Source organism: Flintibacter sp. HCN-6482 (assembly GCF_037892565.1).
In the GTDB taxonomy this organism is placed as follows: Bacteria; Bacillota; Clostridia; order Oscillospirales; family Oscillospiraceae; genus Lawsonibacter; species Lawsonibacter aceti.
The window spans coordinates 1-18,880 of sequence record NZ_JBBKBK010000002.1 but is presented as its reverse complement, the minus strand read 5'-3'; the positions used below and the strand labels follow the sequence as shown (position 1 = coordinate 18,880).

Genomic DNA, 18,880 nt, shown 5'->3' with positions numbered 1-18,880 from the left:
TTTTATCCAGGCGTTTGACCGGAAGGACCGACGCGGCCGACATGGCCGCTCCTATAACATAAAATAAGGTGATCGTATGTACCGTATTAAGACTTTGAACAAAATCTCTTCCGCCGGGCTGGACCAGCTGGACAAAAGCCGCTTCCAGATTGGAACGGAAGTGGAGAACGAGGATGGCATCCTGGTCCGCTCCGCCCCCATGCAGGACTATTCCTTCCCCCCCGCCCTCCGGGCCATCGCCCGGGCGGGCGCCGGGACCAATAACATCCCCATCGACCGCTGCTCCGAGAACGGCATCGTGGTGTTCAACACCCCCGGTGCAAACGCCAACGCGGTGAAAGAGCTGGTCATCGCCGCCATGCTCATCGCCTCCCGGGATATTCTGGGAGGGGCGGACTGGGTCCAGGAGCAGGCCCACACCCCTAAGGTGGATGTGGCCGCCGCTGTGGAGAAGGGCAAATCCGCCTTTGTGGGGCCGGAGCTCTACCGCAAGACCCTGGGCGTTATCGGCTTGGGCGCCATCGGCGCCCTGGTGTGCAACATCGCCCTGGACCTGGGGATGGATGTATACGGCTATGACCCCTTCCTATCTGTGGACGCGGCCCTCCGGCTGGACCGCCATGTCCATGTGGTCAAGGACGTGAATGAGTTGTACCGGGTGTCTGACTACATCACCATTCACGTCCCCTATAACAACAACACCAAGGACTTTATCAACGCCGAGGCCATTTCCAAAATGAAGGGCCAGGTGCGCGTCCTCAATCTGGCCCGCGGCGGTCTGGTCAATGACGAGGATATGATCGCCGCCCTGGAATCCGGCCGGGTCGCCAAATATGTCACAGACTTCCCGGACGAGCGGATCACCACGGTAAAGAACGTCATCGCCCTGCCCCACCTGGGGGCTTCCACCCCAGAGAGCGAGGAGAACTGCGCTGTCATGGCCGCCCGCCAACTCCAGGATTATCTGGTCAACGGCAACATCACCAACTCGGTGAACCTGCCCAACGTGTCACAGGAGTGGAGCGGCATCGCCCGACTGTGCCTGATCCATAAGAACGTGCCCGCCATGCTGACCCAGATCATGTCCACCCTTTCTGACGACCGCATCAACGTGGAAAATATGACGAATAAGTCCAGAAAGGACTATGCCTACACCATCGTAGATGTAAACACCCGGCTGACTGACGAAGTGGCGGATGAGCTGCGGGCCATCCCCAATATGATCCGTGTCCGGGTGCTGAACCACTGATGCGGCCCCATATCCAGTACAACTCCCCGGTGGTCCTCACCTTTGCTCTCCTCTCCCTCGGCGCTCTGGCCCTGGGGTGGGCCACCGGTGGCTGGACCACCCTGCATCTGTTCTGTGTCTATCGTTCTCCCCTGTCTGACCCCCTGACCTATGTGCGTCTGGCGGGCCATGTGCTGGGCCATTCCGGCTATGCCCACTACTTGAGCAACATGATGCTCCTGCTGGTGGTGGGCCCTCCCCTGGAGGAAAAGTACGGCTCCCGCCGCCTGCTCCTGTGCATCCTGGTCACGGCCCTTATCTCCGGGCTGGTTCAGTTTTTGTGTTTTCCCAAGACAGCTCTGCTTGGGGCCAGCGGCATCGTATTCATGCTGATCCTGCTCTCCTCCCTGTCCGGTATGCGGGCGGGGGCTATCCCTCTGACCCTTATTCTGGTGGCCGTCCTCTATTTGGGAGGCGAGGTGGTTGACGCCATCACCCTCCGGGACAACGTATCCCAGCTCACCCATGTGGTGGGCGGGCTGTGCGGGGCCTGCCTGGGCTTTGCCATGAGCCGGAGGCCATAACGATATCCATAAAAAAGCTCTCTGTCAGATAGGTTTGACAGAGAGCTTCTTTTTATATGGCCTGAGCCTGACCCAATGCCGCTGGCTGCTGCACTGCGGTCTGGGCGTCACTCTCCAGGCGGCGGTGGCTAGCCGCCTCCTGGATAATCCAGTTCCGCCGCTTCCAGTAGACCGCCATGGTGACCAGGGGCGGAAACAGGTCGGACACCGTCTCCGCGAAGAAAGCGGCGGTAGCGCCGAAGACTGCCGGCAGCAGGAACAGGGCGGTGAAGTACACGCCCTTGCGGAGCAGAGACAGGGGCAGAGACCACTGCATCATCCCCATGCCGGTGAACCCGTCGATTAAGGTGTACTGGAAGGCCAGTGGGATGAGGCCAATGGTGCATATCTTGATGGCCTGGACCGCCAGAGCGGACACCTGGAGGTCGGGAGTGAAAATGTGGGTAAAGGGGGCGCACAGGAACTGGCCCACCAGGAACAGCACGGTGGTAAAGGCCAGACAGAGGGCCAGGATGTACTTCTGGGCCTCCAGAATGCGGTCGGGGCGGCCAGCTCCAAAGTTATAGCCCAGAATGGAGCCGGTAGAGCCGGTGATCCCCGCCATGGGCATGGTGATAATAAGCATGAAGGACTGGGCGATGGTAGCGGCGGCTACCAGCATATCTCCCTGCTCCGGTCCGCCGTAGTTCTGGAGAACAGCGTTCAGCGCGATAATCATCACATTGTCCAGCGCAATGATGAGGAAGGGAGCCAGCCCAGTGAGCAGGACCCTGGAGATGATCTTCCGGCTGTATCCCCCGAAGGTGATGCGCACCTGGGGTACAGGGCCAAAGAGAAAATGGAGGACAAACAGGCAACTGCCCAGTTGGCTGATTACAGTGGCGATGGCCGCTCCACGTACCCCCATGTTCAGCCCAAAGATGAACACTGGGTCCAGGGCGATGTTGAGCACCGCCCCAAGCATCACCGACTGCATCCCCTTCTTGGCAAAGCCCTGGCAGATGACAAACTGGTTCATTCCGTTGGCCAGCAAGGCGAATACCGTGCCGAACAGGTAGTAGGTGTAATAGTCCAGAGCATAGGGCAGGGTGGTCTCACTGGCTCCGAAAAGCAGGAGCAGAGGCCGCCTGGTCAACAGGGCACCGGCCATCAGGAGCACCGCCAGCACGTTAAGCAGGAGAAAGCAGTTTGCCAGTATCTTTCTGGCCTGGGCCAGGTTACCCTCGCCCATCCGAATGGACATCAGGGGGGAACCGCCGACCCCTACCAAAAAGGCCACGGAGCCGATCATGGTGACCACGGGACCACAGACGCCGGCCCCCGCCAGGGCCAGGTTGCCGATCTCCGGGATATTCCCGATGTAGATGCGGTCCACAATGCTGTACAGCACACTGACAAATTGGGCCAGCATACTGGGAATCGCAATATTCAGGACCAGCTTTCGGATGGGATCGCGGCCCAGATCATTTTCCAGTTTCACGTTCTTCGCCTCTCCACACACTTTTTCTAAGTCTTCTCTAGGCGCTGGCAATTATAGCACCGGCCTCTCTCCTTGTAAATTAGGCAAAACCATAGCATTTCCCGCTTTTTTTCCAGAAAACTGGCCAAAATGCTTAATGGCGGAGGCCGGATGTCTCCCATGCTCCGCCTTCCGCCATACCACTGCCAAAAAATTTTTTACCCGCCCTATTGACAACAGCTTTCTATTGTTATATTGTATATGTAGTATATATACAGAAAACACAAAATAACAGTGCGTCAGAGGGCGGGCGCTGGACCTGGTACCGGCCGGCAGCTCTCCCCTCTCTCCACTGTTAGAAGGGGCATGAGATGGACATCATTCTAAGTAATTCCAGCGTCAAACCCATTTACGAGCAGATCACCGACCAGGTGAAGGAGCAAATCATGGCCGGAACCCTGTCGGCGGGGGATGCCCTGCCCTCTATGCGCCTGCTGGCTAAGGAGCTCCGTATCTCCGTCATCACCACCAAGCGGGCCTACGAGGAGCTGGAACGAGATGGCTTTTTAGAGAACGTCCCAGGCAAGGGCTGCTTCGTGGCGCCCCAAAACCGGGAGCTGCTGCGGGAGGCCCAGCTCCGCCGGGTGGAGGAGAAGCTTACCCAGGCGGTGGAGGAGGCCCGGAAGGGAGCCTTCTCTCTCGATGAGCTCCATGAGCTATTGGATATTCTGTATAAAGGTGACGAATTATGACAAATAGTATTGAAGTGCAAGGGCTCCGCAAGTCCTATGGCGATTTTTCTCTGCGGGATATCAACCTGACCGTTCCCGGAGGGGCCATCATGGGCCTCATTGGCGAGAATGGGGCAGGCAAGACCACTACCATCAAATGTATTTTGAACCTGATCCGCCGGGACGAGGGGACCATCACCCTCCTGGGCCACGACAACCAGAGGGAGGAGCGGGCCGCCAAGCTGGAGATCGGCGTGGTGCTGGACGAATGCTTTTTCCACGACTCCCTCCGCCCCCGGGACATCGATTTGATTCTCTCCCGGATATATCAAGGTTGGGACAGCGCCCTCTACCAGCGTTATCTGTCCAAATTCCAGCTGCCGGAGCGCAAATTCGTCAAGGAATTCTCCCGCGGGATGAAGATGAAGCTGTCCCTGGCTGCCGCCCTGTCCCACCGCCCCAAGCTGCTGATCTTGGATGAGGCCACCTCCGGTCTGGATCCCATTGTCCGGGATGAAATTCTGGACGAGTTTCTCGGATTTATCCAGGACGATGACCATGCCATCCTCATCTCCAGCCACATCACCAGCGACCTGGAGAAGGCGGCGGACTATATCACCTATATCCACCAGGGGCAGGTGGTCCTGTCCGACGCCAAGGATCGTATTCTGGACAATTACGGTCGTCTGGCCTGCACCGCCGCACAGCTGAACTCTGTGGCCCCAGACGATTTGATCCGGGTACGCCGCAGCTCCTACGGCTGCGAGGGCCTGGTGGCCGACCGGGCCGCCTTCCGCCGCCGGTATCCAGAACTACTGGTGGAGCGGACCACGCTGGAAGACATCATGCTATTCATCGCAAAGGGGGAAGCACAATGACCGGACTGGTTCTAAAAGATATGCTCGTGATGCGAAAGACCCTTAAGACTTATGTGCTGTTTCTAGCCTTTTACCTGCTGCTGGCCGTGATTGGACTCTTTCCCATCTCCACCATCACCGCCGTCACTCAAATCATTATCATGATGCTGCCCCTGTCCGCCTTCTCCTTCGACGAACTGGCCAAGTGGGACCGATACGCCCTCACTTTCCCCACTGGCCGGAGGAGTCTGGTGGGCGCGCGCTACCTGTTCACCCTGGTGATGGCCGCCGCCGCAACCCTCTACTCCCTGGTGGCCTGCGTGGTCCTGTCCATTGGGAAAGGGCAGAGCGCCATGGCCGAAAACCTGTTGAGCCTGATGGTATCTCTGGGGCTGGGACTCATCATCGCTGATATTCTCCTCCCCCTGTGCTATAAATTGGGGGTGGAACGGGCCCGCCCCTATATGTATATCGTCATTTTCGCCCCCCTGCTCCTGTTCTTCGGCGCCTACAAGTTGGGGCTCTTCGAGGGCATCGACCTCTCCTCTCTGGACCGGATGCCGGAGAGCACTGTTCTGGCCGTGGGCTCCCTACTCCCTCTGATCCCACTCCTGGGACTTGGGCTATCCTACCTCATCTCCTGCCGTATCATGGAACAGAAGGAGTTTTGATATGAAAACCGGGGTCCTGATGGTATGGACGGGCTGCCTGGTATCCATCACCCTGTCGTCCTGCATTTCGCCTGGATCGCTACCGCCGTGGAGCGGGTGCTGGTCCTGGCACTGCTGGCTCTGGCCGGAGCTTTCGCTCTGGCCCATCGGAGATAAGGAGGAACCTCTATGCCAAAAATTATGCCCCTAATCTGGGCTGGCCGCGCCGTAGCTGTCACCCTGGTGGCGCTCGCCTTTACGGACACCATCCCCAGTGGAAGTTTTCTGTTCTGGCTCCTCTTTGCCCTGGCCGCCGGCCTTGTCCTCCTTGGCGGCGGCTGGCGAAAGCGCCGGTGATTTACATTTTCTCCCTCCCATGCTATAATAGTAAAAAATGATTGAGGGAGTGTGACCGCTATGACCACTAAAGAAGCCATCCGGGAATTGGAGCACATGAAGCAGTATGCCACCGCCAAGTCTATCCCTGCTCTAGACCTTGCCATCAAGGCACTGCAGGAAAAGCTGGAGTGTGAAAAGGTCTAGCTCCCCAGATGTGAAGGCCGGACAGGAATCGGGAAAGGCAAAATCGGGAACGCACAACGTCCCCAGCAGGATTTGAAATCATTGAGAATCTTTCTTCTCCTGCCGCATCTAAACAAAGACGGAGCAGAAGCGACGCTTCTGCTCCGTCTTTGTTTATTTTATTTCTGCTTTCGGTCTGGATATCCCGCCGTTTTACCTCAGGCGCTCCTCCGAGCATTCTTTACGAAAAACAGGAAGCCCAGCATTAGGACGATGCCAACCGGCAGAGCGATGATACCGGGTAGGCCGAAGTAAGCCAACGCACCGGCTACCACATAGGAAATGCCGGCAATAACCGCGCAGGAGATTGCATAAGGCAACTGGGTGGACACATGGTTGACATGGTCACACTGGGCACCGGCGGAGGCCATGATGGTGGTGTCGGAGATGGGGGAGCAGTGGTCTCCGCACACCGCGCCGGCCATACAGGCGGAGATGCAGATGATGGCCAGAGGGTTGTCCATGGAAAATACGTTCTGGACAATGGGGATCAGGATGCCGAAGGTACCCCAGCTGGTGCCGGTGGCAAAGGCCAGCAGACAGCCCACCACGAATACGATGACGGGCAGCAGCATCTGCAGGCCCTGGGCGCTGCGGACGAAGTCACGGACAAAGTACTTGGCGCCCAGTGAATCGGTCATGCTCTTCAGGGTCCAGGCAAAGGTGAGGATGAGGATGGCGGGCACCATGGCCTTGAAGCCCTCAGGGATACAGCCCATCATCTCCTTGAAGGTCATGGAGCGGCGGACGAAGAAGTAGATCAGGGCGAACAGCAGGCCAAAGGCGGAACCCAGCATCAGGCCGATAGAGGCATCAGAGTTGGAGAAGGCATCCACAAAATTCTCCCCGGAGAAGAATCCGCCGGAGTAGATCATGCCGATGACGCAGCAGACCACCAGCACCACGATGGGCAGCACCAGGTCCATCACAGTACCCTTGGTGTCGTCGATTTCCTCATCCATCATGGCATAGGGGTTGGAGCCGGAGAACAGGTCGCCGTTCTCTACGGCGTTCTTCTCGAATTTGGCCATGGGGCCGAAGTCTACCTTCATCAGCACCAGGCCCAGCATCATCACAATGGTGAGCAGGGCATAGAAGTTATAGGGGATAGCCCGAATAAACAGATTGAGGCCCTGGCCGTCCTCGGCAAAGCCGGACACGGCGGCTGCCCAGGAGGAGATGGGCGCGATGATACATACCGGCGCGGCGGTGGCATCGATGATATAGGCCAGCTTGGCCCGGGACACGTTGTGCTTGTCGGTGATGGGCCGCATGACGCTGCCCACGGTTAAGCAGTTGAAGTAGTCGTCAATGAAGATCAGGCAGCCCAACAGGATGGATGCCAGTTGGGCACCGACCCGGGACTTGATGTTCTTCTTGGCCCACCGGCCGAAGGCGGCCGAGCCGCCTGCCTTATTCATGAGACACACCATAGTGCCCAGAATGACCAGGAAGATGAGAATGCCCACATTGTAGCTGTCTGACAAGGAGGCCACGATACCGCCGCTGAACACATGATTCAGCGTCCCCTCAAAGGAGAAATTGGAGTACAGCAGGCCGCCCACCAGGATTCCAATGAACAGGGAGGAGTACACCTCCTTGGTAATCAGGGCCAGGGCGATGGCGATGACCGGGGGCAGCAGGGACAGGGCGGTGTTGTAGGAGCTGCTGGGGGACTGGATATACCCCTCACCCCCACAGGTGGGACACACAAAGGTGCCGCCGCAGGCCTCACATTCAGCGTCAGTGCCCAGGCATACGGAACACCCGCCCGTAAGGCCGCAGTCGGGACACTCGATCATCTTGGTGCCCGATATCTCGGTGGGGTCGTCCGCCAGCACGGCAAAGCTGGTGGTGGCCAGGGCCAGCACCATCATCACCATGATGATCAGGCGCACAGGCCAGGATCTTCTCGTTCTCATTTCTTTTCCCTCCACATGATTCTCTCTCCGGGGCCGCAGCCCCCCGCGCAAACAAAAAAGCCACAGGCACGTCAAGCGCCCATGGCAAAGCCGGACGTCCCCAGGCGGACCCCAGGGACCTTCGGATAGCGCTCCACTTGTTCGTGACAGTCCGCAGGATATTCTCCTGCGGCCCAGGTTCGCCTCTCCAGGCAGAGAAGCCAGCCTTCGGCGGTACACCCTCTCCTGGGGACGGCTGCCTGGCCCTGTCCCACAGTACGCATGAGTACCGCGCCTCTATCCACTATTCATTTGGAATTGCAAGTATCCTACCACGGCCCTTCACTATTGTCAAGCCTCTTTCGAAAAAAAGCTCCTTCTTTTTCAATTTTCTATCAATCCATCATAAAAAAGGTGAAAGTGCCGGTGGCCACCACTACATCCTGGTCGTTGGTGAGCACCACCTGGATCACAGACAGGGTGCGGCCCATCTTCTTGGGCGTGGCTACACAGAATATCTTCTTTCCAAAGGCGGGGCGCAAAAATTCCATAGTGCTTCCCGCGGTGACGCAGACGCCGCCCCTGGAACAGGCGCAGCATCCCCCCACCGTATCGGCCAGGGTGGCCATTGCCCCTCCGTGGACATTCTTATGGGGATTGATGCTGTTAGGTCCCACCACCAGCTCCCCCTTGGCATAACCGGGCTCCACATGGGTCACGGTGATGCCGTTCTCATAGGAAAACTGGTGCGGCGTATTGACTGTGCGGAATATAAAATCGGTCCTCTCCTGGTCAGTCATGGAACCGCTCCTTTGCTCGTTGTCAGGGGAAGTGTATCACAAAAACATCTGTGGGGCAAGGCTGACGGGAAAAATTTCACCGATTTTCCCCCAAACGCATAGATTGGTAAGAACTCATACCCAAGGAGGAATCGCCATGGAAAAAAACTCGAACCCTGCCGCCCTGACTCCCCAGGGCGTGGACCAGGAGGCGTTTGACCGGGTATGGCGCCGTGTGATGCCCGATCAAGCGCAGAGCCCCATCGCCATAGGGCGGGCGGAAGTAGATGAGATCGCCCCCGCCGAAACCGCCCCCCAAGACCAGTGCGAGGCCGCGCCGGTCCCAGCCGAGACCCCGGTACAGCCCGCCGCTTCTCCTACGCCCCCTCCCCCGTCCCGCAGCAAAGCGGAGGAGGACCCCCCCTTCTGCCTCGGCAGCCAGTCCCAGGGGGAGGAACAGACGCTCGCCTCTCTCATGGACCTGGTCAAAGAAGGGGTCTTCATTGCCCAGGCCCTAGTCCGCAGGGGCGGAAGCTGCTCCAGGTCACTGAGCTGTCTGGCTGCCGACCACCGGCGGGCCCTGCGCCAGCTCTCTGCCGCCTACTTTCTCATCACCGGTCAGCGTTACCGCCCACCGACCCCCTCTGTGGTCATTAACGCCTCTCTCCCCCTGGCCCTACGGGATCAGTTCGTCTGGGAGCAGCGATGGGAGCGGGCCAATCAGCAGGCCGCTGAGACCACCTCGGATGCCTGTCTCAAGGAATTATATCAGGAGCTGGCCCAAGACGGGGTCCTCCATGCCGCCACCATTCGCTCACTGCTGGAACAGATGGGTTGACTGTTTTCTCAGCTTTGGGGTAAACTGGACAGGAAGGTGGGCGGCAGGGCCAGGCCGCACGCGCCCCCGCCATCCTCCACATACCGATGAAAGGAGCGCGGTTCTATGACCCAGACCAAGGAGTTCTCCTATCCTTCCTCTGACGGCGTCCATACTATACACGCCCAGGAGTGGTTCCCCCAAAGCAGCCCTATCGCTGTAATTCAGATTGTCCATGGGGTGGCAGAACATATCGAGCGGTACCAGCATCTGGCCCAATTCCTCACCGCCCACGGCTTTGTTGTGTGCGGCGAGGACCACCTGGGCCACGGCCTCACAGTGAACGACGGTCGATACGGTTACTTCGCCCCCCGCGGGGGATGGGACCTGGTCACCCAAGATGTGCGCCGCCTACGGGAGATAGAGGGGGAAAAGTTCCCCGGTCTGCCCTATGTGCTGCTGGGCCACTCCATGGGCTCCTTCCTCACTCGGACCTATCTGATTCGCTGGCCGGGAACGGTGGATGGAGCGGTTCTCTCCGGCACCGGCCAGGAAAAGGCGCCCTTAGTGGCCTTCGGTCGGCTTCTCGCCGGGGGGCTGGCCGCCCTCAAGGGCCCGGACTATGTCAGCCCACTGATCTATGAGCTTTCTCTGGGCGCCTACAACAAGAAATTTCAGCCCGCCCGAACCCGCGCCGACTGGCTCAGTAGGGACCGTGACATGGTAGACGCCAACTTAAACGACCCCCTGTGTGCCTTCCAGCCCACGGTATCCATGTTCCGGGATATGATGGAAGGACTGCAGTTCATCGCCAGCAAAAAAAATCTATCCAAAATGGACGTGGACACCCCCATCTATTTTCTGTCCGGTGACCGGGACCCCGTGGGCTCCATGGGCAGGGGGGTACGGAAGGTGGAGGCGATGTTCCGCTCCGCCGGGTGCCGGGATGTGACTGTCAAGCTGTACCACGGAGGCCGCCATGAGATGTTCAACGAGCTCAACCGCCAGGAGGTCATGGAGGACCTGCTAGTCTGGCTGGAACAGCGGCTCTTTGACTAGAGCCCAGTTTTTCCCCAGTGTTTTGCCTCTTTGTCTCCTTTGGCGTACAGGGAGCCCAGAAAATACGACAGTAAAAGAGCGGCTGTACGGCCGCTCTTTTACTGTCTTTCCCCTTTGAAGAGGAATACTGCTCTCATCGGAACCGCGACAATCATGGATGGTGAGATACAACGGGTGGTTTAGAGGGGCACAAGGCGCCACCCTAATCCCTCCACCTTCAGTTTGTCACCAGCTCGCCTGTCAGGATGTGGTCTCTGGTCATGGTCTCTCCCTGGGGCAGGTCCACTGTAATCCTGTTCCAAAGCATTCCACCCTGTTTCCCCTCCGTTCCCCTGTGGTGGTATCGGACAGAGAATCTGTGTATGGGACAATGGGCAGCCAGGACCTCATATGCCAACATGGCCTGGTCGGCCATTCTCTCCCGCATGACTGCCTCATCGGGGATGGGCTCATCCGCGCCGCCATAGAACTACACATCGACGGATATGACGGCCTCGTCCGGCATCTGGGGGCTCCATCTGGCTGACCACATGGTAATATTCTGGTCCGGGACCCAGAGCCCTGTCCGGCGGATGACACTGTCGATGTACAGTTTCTTCCGCAGGGCCTCTTCCCGTTCCTTATCCTCTACGACCAGCCCGCCATATCCCAGACTCCGCTTCTCGCCGCCGTCGGAGAAGGAGAGATAGTAGCCGCCGCCCACCAAATCATAGCCCGCCCAGTGGCCCTGCGCCCTCCACTCCGGATGGACCTGGGCCGCATATTCCTTCATCGCGCGGGCGGCCATCAGATTGCCGATGACTGGTGGAAAACCAAGAGAAAGGAGGACAAACACAATCAGGGGCCCCACCAGAAGCAAGAGGGTCAGGCCTACACCCAGCCGTTTCTGTCCCAATCCTTCCATAAGGTTCCCTCCCCCTTTTTCGAAAATGATAGCAGAAGGTGGGCTATGCGGTCAATGAAATTGGGATATCTGGTCATTTTCCCGAGATAAGTGGTCCAAAAAATTTCGGACCTTCTCTATCTGTCCCCCTTGGACCGGGATAGTCATTTTCCCTCCCGCAGCTTGCACCTGGAGGGAGTATCCCCGCCTCTCCGGCACCAGCTCCGCGCCGTCCATGCTCTCCCAGGGGGCATACAGGACACAGGTGGAATAGCTGTCGTGGCTGATAGCAGCCAGGCCCCGGTCCATGACTCCCAGAAAATACTCCGGGTCCGGGGTCCTCTGGATCAGCCAGAGCAGGCCGCCCGTCTTTCCCCGAAGGTACAGGCAGTCCTCCAGCCGCTCCCCCAGCCGGTAGCACAGCAAGGCGGTGTGGTACATCCCATAGCTCTCCTCCAGCAGCCAGCCCAGCCGCTCAGGCTCTGGGTGCTCGGTGGGAAAGGACAGACCGGAGGGCCGCCCCAGCAGCAGGGACAGCACCGGCCGCAGTTGGTCCTCCTTCACCTTGTTGTAGGAGAAAGAGGCTTGATCGCCATTCTTTAAGTAGATGGTCAGGGTACATTTCAACAGCTGGACCTCATAGCGGATGGCAGCCGCCCCCTGGGGGATGAGCAGCCGGGTTACCCCTCCCCGCCACAGGGTCTGTAGGAGGACCTGGCCACGCCACCAGGACACGGCGTGCTCCTCCTCCCCTACTCCCTGCCGTACTTGGGGAATATAGGTCACGTTGCCGGGAGGCAGCCCTTCTCCCCGCCATTCCTCCAGAGCCGGGCGGAAAAGCTGGGGCAGCTCCGACCACTGATAGATACGCTTTGGCCAGGATGCCAATGTGGGTCGCCGGTCCTCTACTAATTTCACGGTCCTGCCCCCTTGATACAAAAGAGGTAAGACGCCTCGGAGAGCTTACGCTCTCCGAGGCGTCCCGTTCATCAGGTCTGGTCCTTGGTATCCTCGTCCTGAGACGGGGCGTGCTCCTGTTGTTCCGCCGGTCCCTGACCAGCGGGAGCGGTGGGTTCAGAGTCCTCCTCTGTGCCCTCCCCCTCAGGCTGACGGCCGCTGGCCTCCCCTTCGTCCAGAGCGGGAGGCTTGACCTCCTCGCTGACGATATGGATGTGCTTGGCCGGCGCCTCGATCACATCCGGTACGGAGGGGCGGAACGCCTTTTCGCTCTTGCGGGTAGAGGCGTAGGCGTCCTCCACCAGAGCGGGATCCCGGCCCTCGATGATGGCCACCATCTCGCCGCCAGTGATGGTCTCTTTCTCCAGCAGATAGGACACTACCTTGTGCATATCCTCCAGATTCTCCTGGATAACCTTTACAGCGTCCTCGTAGCAAACGTCCAAAATTGCTTTGACCGCCTTATCCATCACAGCCGCGGTATCCTGGGCGCAGTCCAGGCCGTAGCCCCCGTCCAGATACTGGTTACGGACCGAGCCCAGGGCCATCATGCCGAACTCCTCGCTCATACCGAACATGGCCACCATGTTCCGGGCGATATTGGTAGCCTCCTGGATATCCTGAGAGGCGCCGTTGGTCATGGTATCCATCACCACCTGTTCAGCGGCCCGGCCGCCCATGGAAACAGATATCTTGGCCATAAGCTCTTCCTTAGTCCGCAGGTTGGTCTTGTCCTCCTCGGGCATCAAGAGGGTATAGCCCAGGGATCCCTCGGTGTGGGGGACAATGGTGATCTTCTGCACCGGCTCGGCGTTCTTCTGCTTATAGGCCACCATGGCGTGGCCCACCTCGTGGTAAGCCACCAGCTTGCGCTCGAATTGGGTGAGCACAGAATTTTTCTTCTCACTGCCGGCGATGACAAACTCGAAGGAGGCCAGCAGGTCCTCCTGGGTCACCATGCGGCGGCCGTGGCGGACGGCCCGGAGGGCCGCCTCGTTGACCAAGTTAGCCAGGTCAGCGCCCACAGTGCCAGCGGTAGCTAAGGCGATCTTCTTCAGGTCCACGTCCTCGCTCAAACGGATGTTTCGCGTGTGGACCTGGAGGGTGGCCAGACGTCCGGCCAGATTAGGCCGGTCGATGGTGATGCGCCGGTCGAAACGGCCGGGGCGGAGCAAAGCCTTGTCCAGCACCTCGGGCCGGTTGGTAGCTCCCAGGACGATGACGCCCTTGCCGGGGTCAAAGCCATCCAGCTCGGCCAGCAGCTGGTTCAGTGTCTGCTCCCGCTCGTCGTTGCCCCCCATGCGGTTGTCGCGGGACTTGCCGATGGTGTCAATCTCATCGATGAAGATGATACAGGGGGCCATCTTGCTGGCCTCTTTGAACAAGTCACGGACACGGCTGGCGCCCACGCCCACGAACATCTCTACAAAGTCGGAGCCGCTGATAGAGAAGAAGGGGACGCCGGCCTCGCCGGCCACGGCCTTGGCCAGCAGGGTCTTACCAGTACCCGGAGGGCCCACCAGCAGGGCGCCCTTGGGCAGCTTGGCGCCGATTTCAGTGTACTTACCGGGGTTGTGGAGAATATCGATGATCTCCTGGAGGGACTCCTTGGCCTCATCCTGGCCGGCCACATCCCGGAAGGTAACACCGGTCTTCTTCTCCACATACACCTTGGCGTTGGCCTTGCCCACGCCGCCCAGGCCGCCCATTCCTCCCTTGCCGCCTACCCCGCGGAACAGGAACATCATAGCGCCCACCAACAGCAGGATGGGAAGCAGTGTGGAGATGAGCAGGGACAGAATATAGGCAGAGCTGTCCACCGGGTCGCTGCCGTAGTTGGTCACCCCGTGCTCATCCAGCAGGTCGTAGATGCTCAGGTCGGATACTGGGGGCGGGGTTGTGACATATTCCTTCTCCTGGCTCTGGCCCCGGAGTGGGATCTGCATTCCAGCAAAGATTCCTTGGTCCCGCTCCTCTTCCTGGGGCAGATAGGCCTCAGCCTCTTCCTCCATTCCTTCCTTCAGGGTGATGACGTACTCGCCGCTCTCCATCCGCACGGACTCCACCAGCTCTGCCACCACCCACTGGCGGAAGATGGAGTAATCCACCTGGACTTGGTTGGCGTTGGCATAGGATGAGGTGCAGCTTTTGAACAGCATGGTCAGTACCAGGGCCCACATAATAATGCTGATGAGGCCCAACGTGTTCTTTTTGTTGTTTCCCTTATCTGGTTTCAAAGGAGAATACCTCCAATTTTCTGCTTGATTTTCTCTTTTCTGTCCAAATCACATTTAGGACTAAATGGTATCATACCACATCCGCACTTTAAAAACAAGAAAAGCGGGTGTAAACTTTCTGTAAAAGGTAAGGGGGTCTGCTCGGACCGCGGAGCCCCTCGATCCCCAATCGGTTTTTTCCCCGTCCTGTATTTTTGACTTCCCCCTTTCGCCTAAATATGATATACTGTTTTTTATCGTTGGAAATTTTGACATCGGAGGGAACTGCCCCATGAATAATAGACCGCCTCTGCGCCGCTCCGCCCCTGTGGAAACGGAGAACGACGGCATCATTGAAGGCCGCAACGCGGTCATCGAGGCCCTGAGAGCCGGCGTGGCCATCGACAAAATATTTCTACTCAAGGGCGAGCGTGACTCGGCCCTGGGGCATATCGCCTCCACCGCCCGGGAGAAGGGCATCGTAGTGGTAGACGCCGACCGGCGGAAGCTGGACAATATGAGTCGAACCCACTCCCACCAGGGAGTCATCGCCCAGGCCGCCGTTCGGGAGTACGCCTCTGTGGACGACATCCTAGCCGCCGCCCGGGATAAGGACGAGCCCCCCCTTATCGTAGTATGTGACGAGCTATCCGACCCCCACAACCTGGGGGCGGTCATCCGTACCGCCGACGCCGCCGGCGCCCACGGAGTCATCATCCCCAAGCGCCGGTCTGCCGGTCTGACCGCCGTGGTCGCTAAGACCTCAGCCGGGGCTGTGGCCCACGTTCCTGTCGCCCGGGTGGCCAATCTGCCCACTGTGCTGAAGGAACTGAAGGAGGCGGGAGTCTGGGTATTCGGCACCGCCATGGATGGGTCCACCTCCCTGTACCATGCCGACCTGAAGGGCCCTGCCGCCATCGTCATCGGCAGCGAGGGGGAGGGGATGGGCCGCCTGGTGGGAGAGAGCTGTGACTTCACCGTTTCCATCCCTATGTTCGGCAAGATCAATTCCCTGAACGCCTCCGCTGCCGCCGCGGTCCTGCTGTATGAGGCTGTCCGCCAGCGAACAGGCAATTAGTCAGACTTGCAGGAGGAATTTTCTATGATGCCAATTAAGCCTTTTAACGGGTTGGAGGCCGCTATTTGCACCATCGCAATGGCTGTCGTCGGGTACCTCGTCGGGAGCCTGCTGGCCATCCCGGGTGCGGGCGCCGTAGTATTTGCTATTGCCACCATGGGTGGATTCCTCTTGAGCGCCATCCATCGTAACCAGTGACTGAATTTCAAATTTCAAGGAGCCTCCCATGAGCGACCGCGACGATAAAAAACGAAACGAGGACGACCTGGCGGAGATCCGCTCCCTCATCGGGGACACGGACACAGGCGGTTTCTCTCTGGAAGATATTTTGGCGGAATACGGGTCCGGCAAGGTTCCGGGCCGGGGTGCGGTCCCTGTTCCCCCCAAAAAGGAGCGGGAGCCGGAGGGACCTGACCTGCCCTGGCCGGAGGCTCCCCGCACCTCCCGGCGTGAGGGGAAGGTAGTTGCCTTTCCCGGGGGCCAGATACAGCAGCCTCCTGATGAGGAGGAGCTGCCTGACGAGGAGGAGCTGCCTCCCGACGAGGCTTCTCTCCCCAGTGAGGAGCCAGAGGAGCAGTTGGACGGCCCGGCGGCTGACAAAGAAGTGATTCCTTTTCCGGAGGAGGAGAGCGTCCTATCCGCCTTTCTCAAGGACCTGGGCAAAAAGGCCGACGACTATGCGGACCATATGTTTGAGGAGGACGAGGCCATCGACCACTCCGAGGTCCGCCGCCTGGAGAAGCTGATCCCAGGCACGGACCGGGAGGAGGAGCCGGAGGAGGTCCCCCGGTCCCGCCGTCCCAGGCCCCAGGACCCCCCTCCCCCGGACACGGACCCCCAGGAGCTGGCCCGGAGCTATCACAAGGGATTGGGCGGGGCCCGGCTGCGGGTACTGGCTGTGTTCCTCCTCTTTGCCCTCTCCCTGGTCCAACTGCTGGTACCCGCCCTGGGACTTGTATGGCTCCCCCCTCTGGACGACCTGTCCATCCAGCGTTGGATCGCCGTAGGCCTGCTGGCCGCGGGCGTACTGCTGGCCGGTGACGCGCTGGTGTCCGCCATTGGTCGGGCCTTCCATGGCAGGCTTGGGATGGATGTTCTGGCGGCCCTCTCGTGCGCCGCCACTCTGGCGGACGGCGCTGTGCTGGCTCTCCACCCCTCTCGTGGAAATCAGCTACCATACAGCGCGGTGGCCCTGGCCGGCCTGTTCTTCCTGCTCCACGGAGCCTATCACAAGCGGTGCGGCCTGCGGCTCTCCTGCCGAACCGCGGCCGCCTCCGCCACTCCCTATCGGGTCACCCTGGACGAGGGGAAATGGAACGGCCTGGACACCTATACCAAATGGTCCGGCACCCAGGAGGGCTTTGGCAGCCAGATCCAGGCTGACGATGGAGCCCAGCGTATTTTTCGCCGCTTCTGCCCCCTGCTACTGCTGGGCTGCCTGCTGCTTTCCCTGCTGACCTCGGTGGGGATCGGCCAGCCTGAGCATCTGTTATGGTGTCTGTCCGCCACCTTTACCGCCACCTCCGCCTTTGGAGGAAGCTTGATCTACGGCCGCTCCTTCCACAAGCTGGCCCGGCGTCTGGCCCAAAGCGGTGCCGCCCTGGCTGGCTGGCCAGGCATCTCCCGCTCCCGGAGGGGGGACCGAGTTCTCATCACGGATACCGATCTGTTCCCCCCCGGCTATGTAGAACTCAACGGAGTGAAGGTGTTGGGCAACTTCCCCATGGAGCGGGTGGTGGCCTATACAGCCACTCTCATCCGGGACTCCGGCAGCGGCCTGACCAAGCTGTTCCACGACCATCTCCGCGCTCTGGGAGGCCTGATGCGGAATGCCGACCACCTGTGCTGCTACGAGGGGGGCGGCCTGTCCGCCAATATCCGCGGAGACCAAGTGCTGGTAGGTTCCGCAGCCTTTATGAATCTGATGGATATTCCCCTCCCCCAGGGGTTAAACGTAAAGAGCGCCGTGTTCTGTGCCATCAACGGGGAGCTGGCCGGTATCTTTGCCTTGAGCTATTCCCTCCACGACACCATTTTTCCCGCTCTGGAGGAGCTGATGCGTGAGAAGATCGGCCCTGTGCTGGCCACCCGTGATTTTAATCTGATCCCCGCCATGCTTCACCAGCGTTTCAAGCTGGCGGCGGACAAAATGGACTTTCCTCCGGTGGAACGGCGGCGGGAGCTGTCCGATCCGGAGCAGCCCCACAGCGATGTCCTCACCGCTCTGTTGTGCCGGGAGGGGCTGTTTCCCTTTGCCGAGGCTGTGACGGCCGCCAAGCGACTGCGGTGGGCAACCCGGCTGGGCGCCATTATCTGCTGTGCCGGCTCCCTGCTGGGTCTGCTGCTGGCCGCCTATCTCACCTCTGTATCCGCCTATTCCTCCCTTTCCCCTCTGAATCTGCTCGTTTTCATGCTCACCTGGCTGTTCCCGGTATGGTTCCTGTCCGGGTGGGTCCACCGCTACTGATGGGACCTGAGCTGAACGAATGAGGTGATCCTTTTGATTCGACTGGCCTGTGCTGACGACCTGGACGCCGTCGACGCCATCTATGACGCCATCCTGACTCTGGAGGAGGCCCGCCCCGTATCCTTCACCAACTGGCAGCGGGGCAAGTATCCCACTCTGGACCACGCCCGCCGTGCCATGGAGGAGCACACCCTCTGGCTGGCCGGGGAGGATGGGAAGTATTACGGCACCTTTATCCTCAACGGCATCCAGCTTCCGGAGTATGCCCAGATCCCCTGGCAGTTTCAGGCTCCGCCGGACCAGGTGGCCGTGATCCACACCCTGATGGTCCACCCGGACTGGTCTGGCCGGGGCAAGGGCCGGGAACTGGTCGCCTTCTGTGAGGAGGAGAGCCGCCGCCAGGGAAAATCTGTCATCCGGTTAGATACCCCGGAGGGCAACACCCCTGCCAATCTCATGTATGCCCGTCTGGGCTACCGGCTGGCTGGGGCTGCCGAGTTTTTCTTCCAGGGATTTATCCATGAGATCCTGAACTGCTACGAGAAGAAGCTGTAATCGGAGATAGAACAGAGCGGCGGGGGGCCCCCCGGGGGGGGCCCCCCCCCCCGGTTTGGTCGCCCCCCGCCCCCCAC

The 18,880-nt window shown here is 59.7% G+C and carries 21 protein-coding genes and 1 riboswitch; of the genes, 14 read left to right on the top strand and 7 right to left on the bottom strand.

Going from position 1 to position 18,880, the window contains the following annotated elements:
* Window positions 1-76 precede the first annotated feature (76 nt).
* Both WKS99_RS05085 and WKS99_RS05080 read left to right on the top strand, forming a co-directional pair.
* Window positions 77-1,249 (top strand): phosphoglycerate dehydrogenase, encoded by a 1,173-nt coding sequence (locus WKS99_RS05085; RefSeq protein ID WP_147571627.1) that lies wholly within the window; start codon window positions 77-79, stop codon window positions 1,247-1,249.
* A complete protein-coding gene (locus WKS99_RS05080) occupies window positions 1,249-1,812 on the top strand; it encodes a rhomboid family intramembrane serine protease (RefSeq protein WP_340405447.1) in 564 nt (187 codons plus the stop codon). The genes WKS99_RS05085 and WKS99_RS05080 overlap by 1 nt, the downstream gene beginning before the upstream one ends.
* A 52-nt stretch (window positions 1,813-1,864) precedes the next feature.
* Here WKS99_RS05080 and WKS99_RS05075 read toward each other — a convergent pair whose 3' ends face one another.
* Window positions 1,865-3,292, bottom strand: coding sequence for an MATE family efflux transporter (locus tag WKS99_RS05075; RefSeq protein ID WP_340405446.1), 1,428 nt, complete (start codon window positions 3,290-3,292; stop codon window positions 1,865-1,867).
* A gap of 350 nt (window positions 3,293-3,642) precedes the next feature.
* Here WKS99_RS05075 and WKS99_RS05070 point away from each other — a divergent pair, with 350 nt between their 5' ends.
* Genes WKS99_RS05070 through WKS99_RS05045 form a run of 6 tightly spaced genes read left to right on the top strand, consistent with a single transcriptional unit; the run spans window position 3,643 to window position 6,052 of the window.
* On the top strand, window positions 3,643-4,023 hold the full coding sequence (locus WKS99_RS05070) for a GntR family transcriptional regulator (RefSeq protein ID WP_147571630.1): 381 nt from the start codon (window positions 3,643-3,645) through the stop codon (window positions 4,021-4,023).
* Window positions 4,020-4,880 (top strand): ABC transporter ATP-binding protein, encoded by an 861-nt coding sequence (locus WKS99_RS05065; protein ID WP_240288310.1) that lies wholly within the window; start codon window positions 4,020-4,022, stop codon window positions 4,878-4,880. The genes WKS99_RS05070 and WKS99_RS05065 overlap by 4 nt, the downstream gene beginning before the upstream one ends.
* Window positions 4,877-5,530, top strand: coding sequence for an ABC-2 transporter permease (locus WKS99_RS05060; RefSeq protein WP_147571632.1), 654 nt, complete (start codon window positions 4,877-4,879; stop codon window positions 5,528-5,530). The genes WKS99_RS05065 and WKS99_RS05060 overlap by 4 nt, the downstream gene beginning before the upstream one ends.
* A gap of 24 nt (window positions 5,531-5,554) precedes the next feature.
* Complete coding sequence (locus WKS99_RS05055) at window positions 5,555-5,686, top strand: hypothetical protein (RefSeq protein WP_340405445.1); 132 nt, start codon at window positions 5,555-5,557, stop codon at window positions 5,684-5,686.
* Window positions 5,687-5,698: 12 nt separating this feature from the next.
* Window positions 5,699-5,866 carry a hypothetical protein gene (locus WKS99_RS05050; protein ID WP_240288312.1) on the top strand — a complete coding sequence of 56 codons (168 nt, stop codon included), beginning with the start codon at window positions 5,699-5,701 and terminating at the stop codon, window positions 5,864-5,866.
* Between the two features lie 60 nt (window positions 5,867-5,926).
* Window positions 5,927-6,052: a hypothetical protein gene (locus WKS99_RS05045; protein WP_262669713.1), complete on the top strand. Its 126-nt coding sequence runs from the start codon at window positions 5,927-5,929 to the stop codon at window positions 6,050-6,052.
* A gap of 197 nt (window positions 6,053-6,249) precedes the next feature.
* Here the strand turns inward: WKS99_RS05045 and WKS99_RS05040 are convergent, their stop codons facing one another.
* Together WKS99_RS05040 and WKS99_RS05035 are read right to left on the bottom strand one after the other, a co-directional pair.
* The gene (locus WKS99_RS05040; protein WP_240288314.1) at window positions 6,250-8,013 is read right to left on the bottom strand and encodes a Na+/H+ antiporter NhaC family protein; all 1,764 of its coding nucleotides are present in this window, start codon (window positions 8,011-8,013) and stop codon (window positions 6,250-6,252) included.
* A gap of 118 nt (window positions 8,014-8,131) precedes the next feature.
* Window positions 8,132-8,300, bottom strand: a riboswitch (Lysine riboswitch).
* Window positions 8,301-8,387: 87 nt separating this feature from the next.
* The gene (locus WKS99_RS05035) at window positions 8,388-8,792 is read right to left on the bottom strand and encodes a PaaI family thioesterase (protein ID WP_340405444.1); all 405 of its coding nucleotides are present in this window, start codon (window positions 8,790-8,792) and stop codon (window positions 8,388-8,390) included.
* A gap of 136 nt (window positions 8,793-8,928) precedes the next feature.
* Here WKS99_RS05035 and WKS99_RS05030 point away from each other — a divergent pair, with 136 nt between their 5' ends.
* Both WKS99_RS05030 and WKS99_RS05025 read left to right on the top strand, forming a co-directional pair.
* Window positions 8,929-9,609 (top strand): rubrerythrin, encoded by a 681-nt coding sequence (locus WKS99_RS05030; RefSeq protein WP_340405443.1) that lies wholly within the window; start codon window positions 8,929-8,931, stop codon window positions 9,607-9,609.
* A 105-nt stretch (window positions 9,610-9,714) separates the two neighbouring features.
* The gene (locus WKS99_RS05025) at window positions 9,715-10,647 is read left to right on the top strand and encodes an alpha/beta hydrolase (protein ID WP_340405442.1); all 933 of its coding nucleotides are present in this window, start codon (window positions 9,715-9,717) and stop codon (window positions 10,645-10,647) included.
* Window positions 10,648-10,864: 217 nt separating this feature from the next.
* Here WKS99_RS05025 and WKS99_RS05020 read toward each other — a convergent pair whose 3' ends face one another.
* The 4 genes from WKS99_RS05020 to ftsH form a co-directional block, all read right to left on the bottom strand.
* Window positions 10,865-11,074: a hypothetical protein gene (locus WKS99_RS05020; protein ID WP_340405441.1), complete on the bottom strand. Its 210-nt coding sequence runs from the start codon at window positions 11,072-11,074 to the stop codon at window positions 10,865-10,867.
* 42 nt (window positions 11,075-11,116) lie between these two features.
* Complete coding sequence (locus tag WKS99_RS05015; protein ID WP_340405440.1) at window positions 11,117-11,551, bottom strand: hypothetical protein; 435 nt, start codon at window positions 11,549-11,551, stop codon at window positions 11,117-11,119.
* 51 nt (window positions 11,552-11,602) lie between these two features.
* Window positions 11,603-12,448 carry a hypothetical protein gene (locus WKS99_RS05010; protein ID WP_147571638.1) on the bottom strand — a complete coding sequence of 282 codons (846 nt, stop codon included), beginning with the start codon at window positions 12,446-12,448 and terminating at the stop codon, window positions 11,603-11,605.
* A 71-nt stretch (window positions 12,449-12,519) separates the two neighbouring features.
* Window positions 12,520-14,724: an ATP-dependent zinc metalloprotease FtsH gene (gene ftsH / locus WKS99_RS05005; RefSeq protein WP_445297940.1), complete on the bottom strand. Its 2,205-nt coding sequence runs from the start codon at window positions 14,722-14,724 to the stop codon at window positions 12,520-12,522.
* A 271-nt stretch (window positions 14,725-14,995) separates the two neighbouring features.
* Here ftsH and rlmB point away from each other — a divergent pair, with 271 nt between their 5' ends.
* The 4 genes from rlmB to WKS99_RS04985 are packed head-to-tail and all read left to right on the top strand — an operon-like array spanning window position 14,996 to window position 18,803.
* On the top strand, window positions 14,996-15,781 hold the full coding sequence (rlmB, locus tag WKS99_RS05000) for a 23S rRNA (guanosine(2251)-2'-O)-methyltransferase RlmB (RefSeq protein WP_147571639.1): 786 nt from the start codon (window positions 14,996-14,998) through the stop codon (window positions 15,779-15,781).
* Window positions 15,782-15,808: 27 nt separating this feature from the next.
* Entirely contained in the window at window positions 15,809-15,979 is a 171-nt protein-coding gene (locus WKS99_RS04995) for a hypothetical protein (RefSeq protein ID WP_186851891.1), read from the top strand.
* Between the two features lie 28 nt (window positions 15,980-16,007).
* On the top strand, window positions 16,008-18,248 hold the full coding sequence (locus WKS99_RS04990) for a hypothetical protein (protein ID WP_340405439.1): 2,241 nt from the start codon (window positions 16,008-16,010) through the stop codon (window positions 18,246-18,248).
* A 33-nt stretch (window positions 18,249-18,281) separates the two neighbouring features.
* Window positions 18,282-18,803 (top strand): GNAT family N-acetyltransferase, encoded by a 522-nt coding sequence (locus WKS99_RS04985; protein ID WP_186851889.1) that lies wholly within the window; start codon window positions 18,282-18,284, stop codon window positions 18,801-18,803.
* The last annotated feature ends 77 nt before the right edge of the window (window positions 18,804-18,880 follow it).

Coding starts and splice junctions, on each gene's coding strand:
- WKS99_RS05020 (WP_340405441.1), bottom strand. CDS start 11,074: ATGCGGGAGAGAATGGCCGACCAGGCCATGTTGGCATATGAGGTCCTG.
- WKS99_RS04990 (WP_340405439.1), top strand. CDS start 16,008: ATGAGCGACCGCGACGATAAAAAACGAAACGAGGACGACCTGGCGGAG.
- WKS99_RS05040 (WP_240288314.1), bottom strand. CDS start 8,013: ATGAGAACGAGAAGATCCTGGCCTGTGCGCCTGATCATCATGGTGATG.
- WKS99_RS05015 (WP_340405440.1), bottom strand. CDS start 11,551: ATGGAAGGATTGGGACAGAAACGGCTGGGTGTAGGCCTGACCCTCTTG.
- WKS99_RS05045 (WP_262669713.1), top strand. CDS start 5,927: ATGACCACTAAAGAAGCCATCCGGGAATTGGAGCACATGAAGCAGTAT.
- WKS99_RS05080 (WP_340405447.1), top strand. CDS start 1,249: ATGCGGCCCCATATCCAGTACAACTCCCCGGTGGTCCTCACCTTTGCT.
- WKS99_RS05070 (WP_147571630.1), top strand. CDS start 3,643: ATGGACATCATTCTAAGTAATTCCAGCGTCAAACCCATTTACGAGCAG.
- WKS99_RS05050 (WP_240288312.1), top strand. CDS start 5,699: ATGCCAAAAATTATGCCCCTAATCTGGGCTGGCCGCGCCGTAGCTGTC.
- WKS99_RS05065 (WP_240288310.1), top strand. CDS start 4,020: ATGACAAATAGTATTGAAGTGCAAGGGCTCCGCAAGTCCTATGGCGAT.
- WKS99_RS05030 (WP_340405443.1), top strand. CDS start 8,929: ATGGAAAAAAACTCGAACCCTGCCGCCCTGACTCCCCAGGGCGTGGAC.
- WKS99_RS05055 (WP_340405445.1), top strand. CDS start 5,555: ATGGACGGGCTGCCTGGTATCCATCACCCTGTCGTCCTGCATTTCGCC.
- WKS99_RS05060 (WP_147571632.1), top strand. CDS start 4,877: ATGACCGGACTGGTTCTAAAAGATATGCTCGTGATGCGAAAGACCCTT.
- WKS99_RS05035 (WP_340405444.1), bottom strand. CDS start 8,792: ATGACTGACCAGGAGAGGACCGATTTTATATTCCGCACAGTCAATACG.
- WKS99_RS04995 (WP_186851891.1), top strand. CDS start 15,809: ATGCCAATTAAGCCTTTTAACGGGTTGGAGGCCGCTATTTGCACCATC.
- WKS99_RS05025 (WP_340405442.1), top strand. CDS start 9,715: ATGACCCAGACCAAGGAGTTCTCCTATCCTTCCTCTGACGGCGTCCAT.
- rlmB (WP_147571639.1), top strand. CDS start 14,996: ATGAATAATAGACCGCCTCTGCGCCGCTCCGCCCCTGTGGAAACGGAG.
- WKS99_RS05085 (WP_147571627.1), top strand. CDS start 77: ATGTACCGTATTAAGACTTTGAACAAAATCTCTTCCGCCGGGCTGGAC.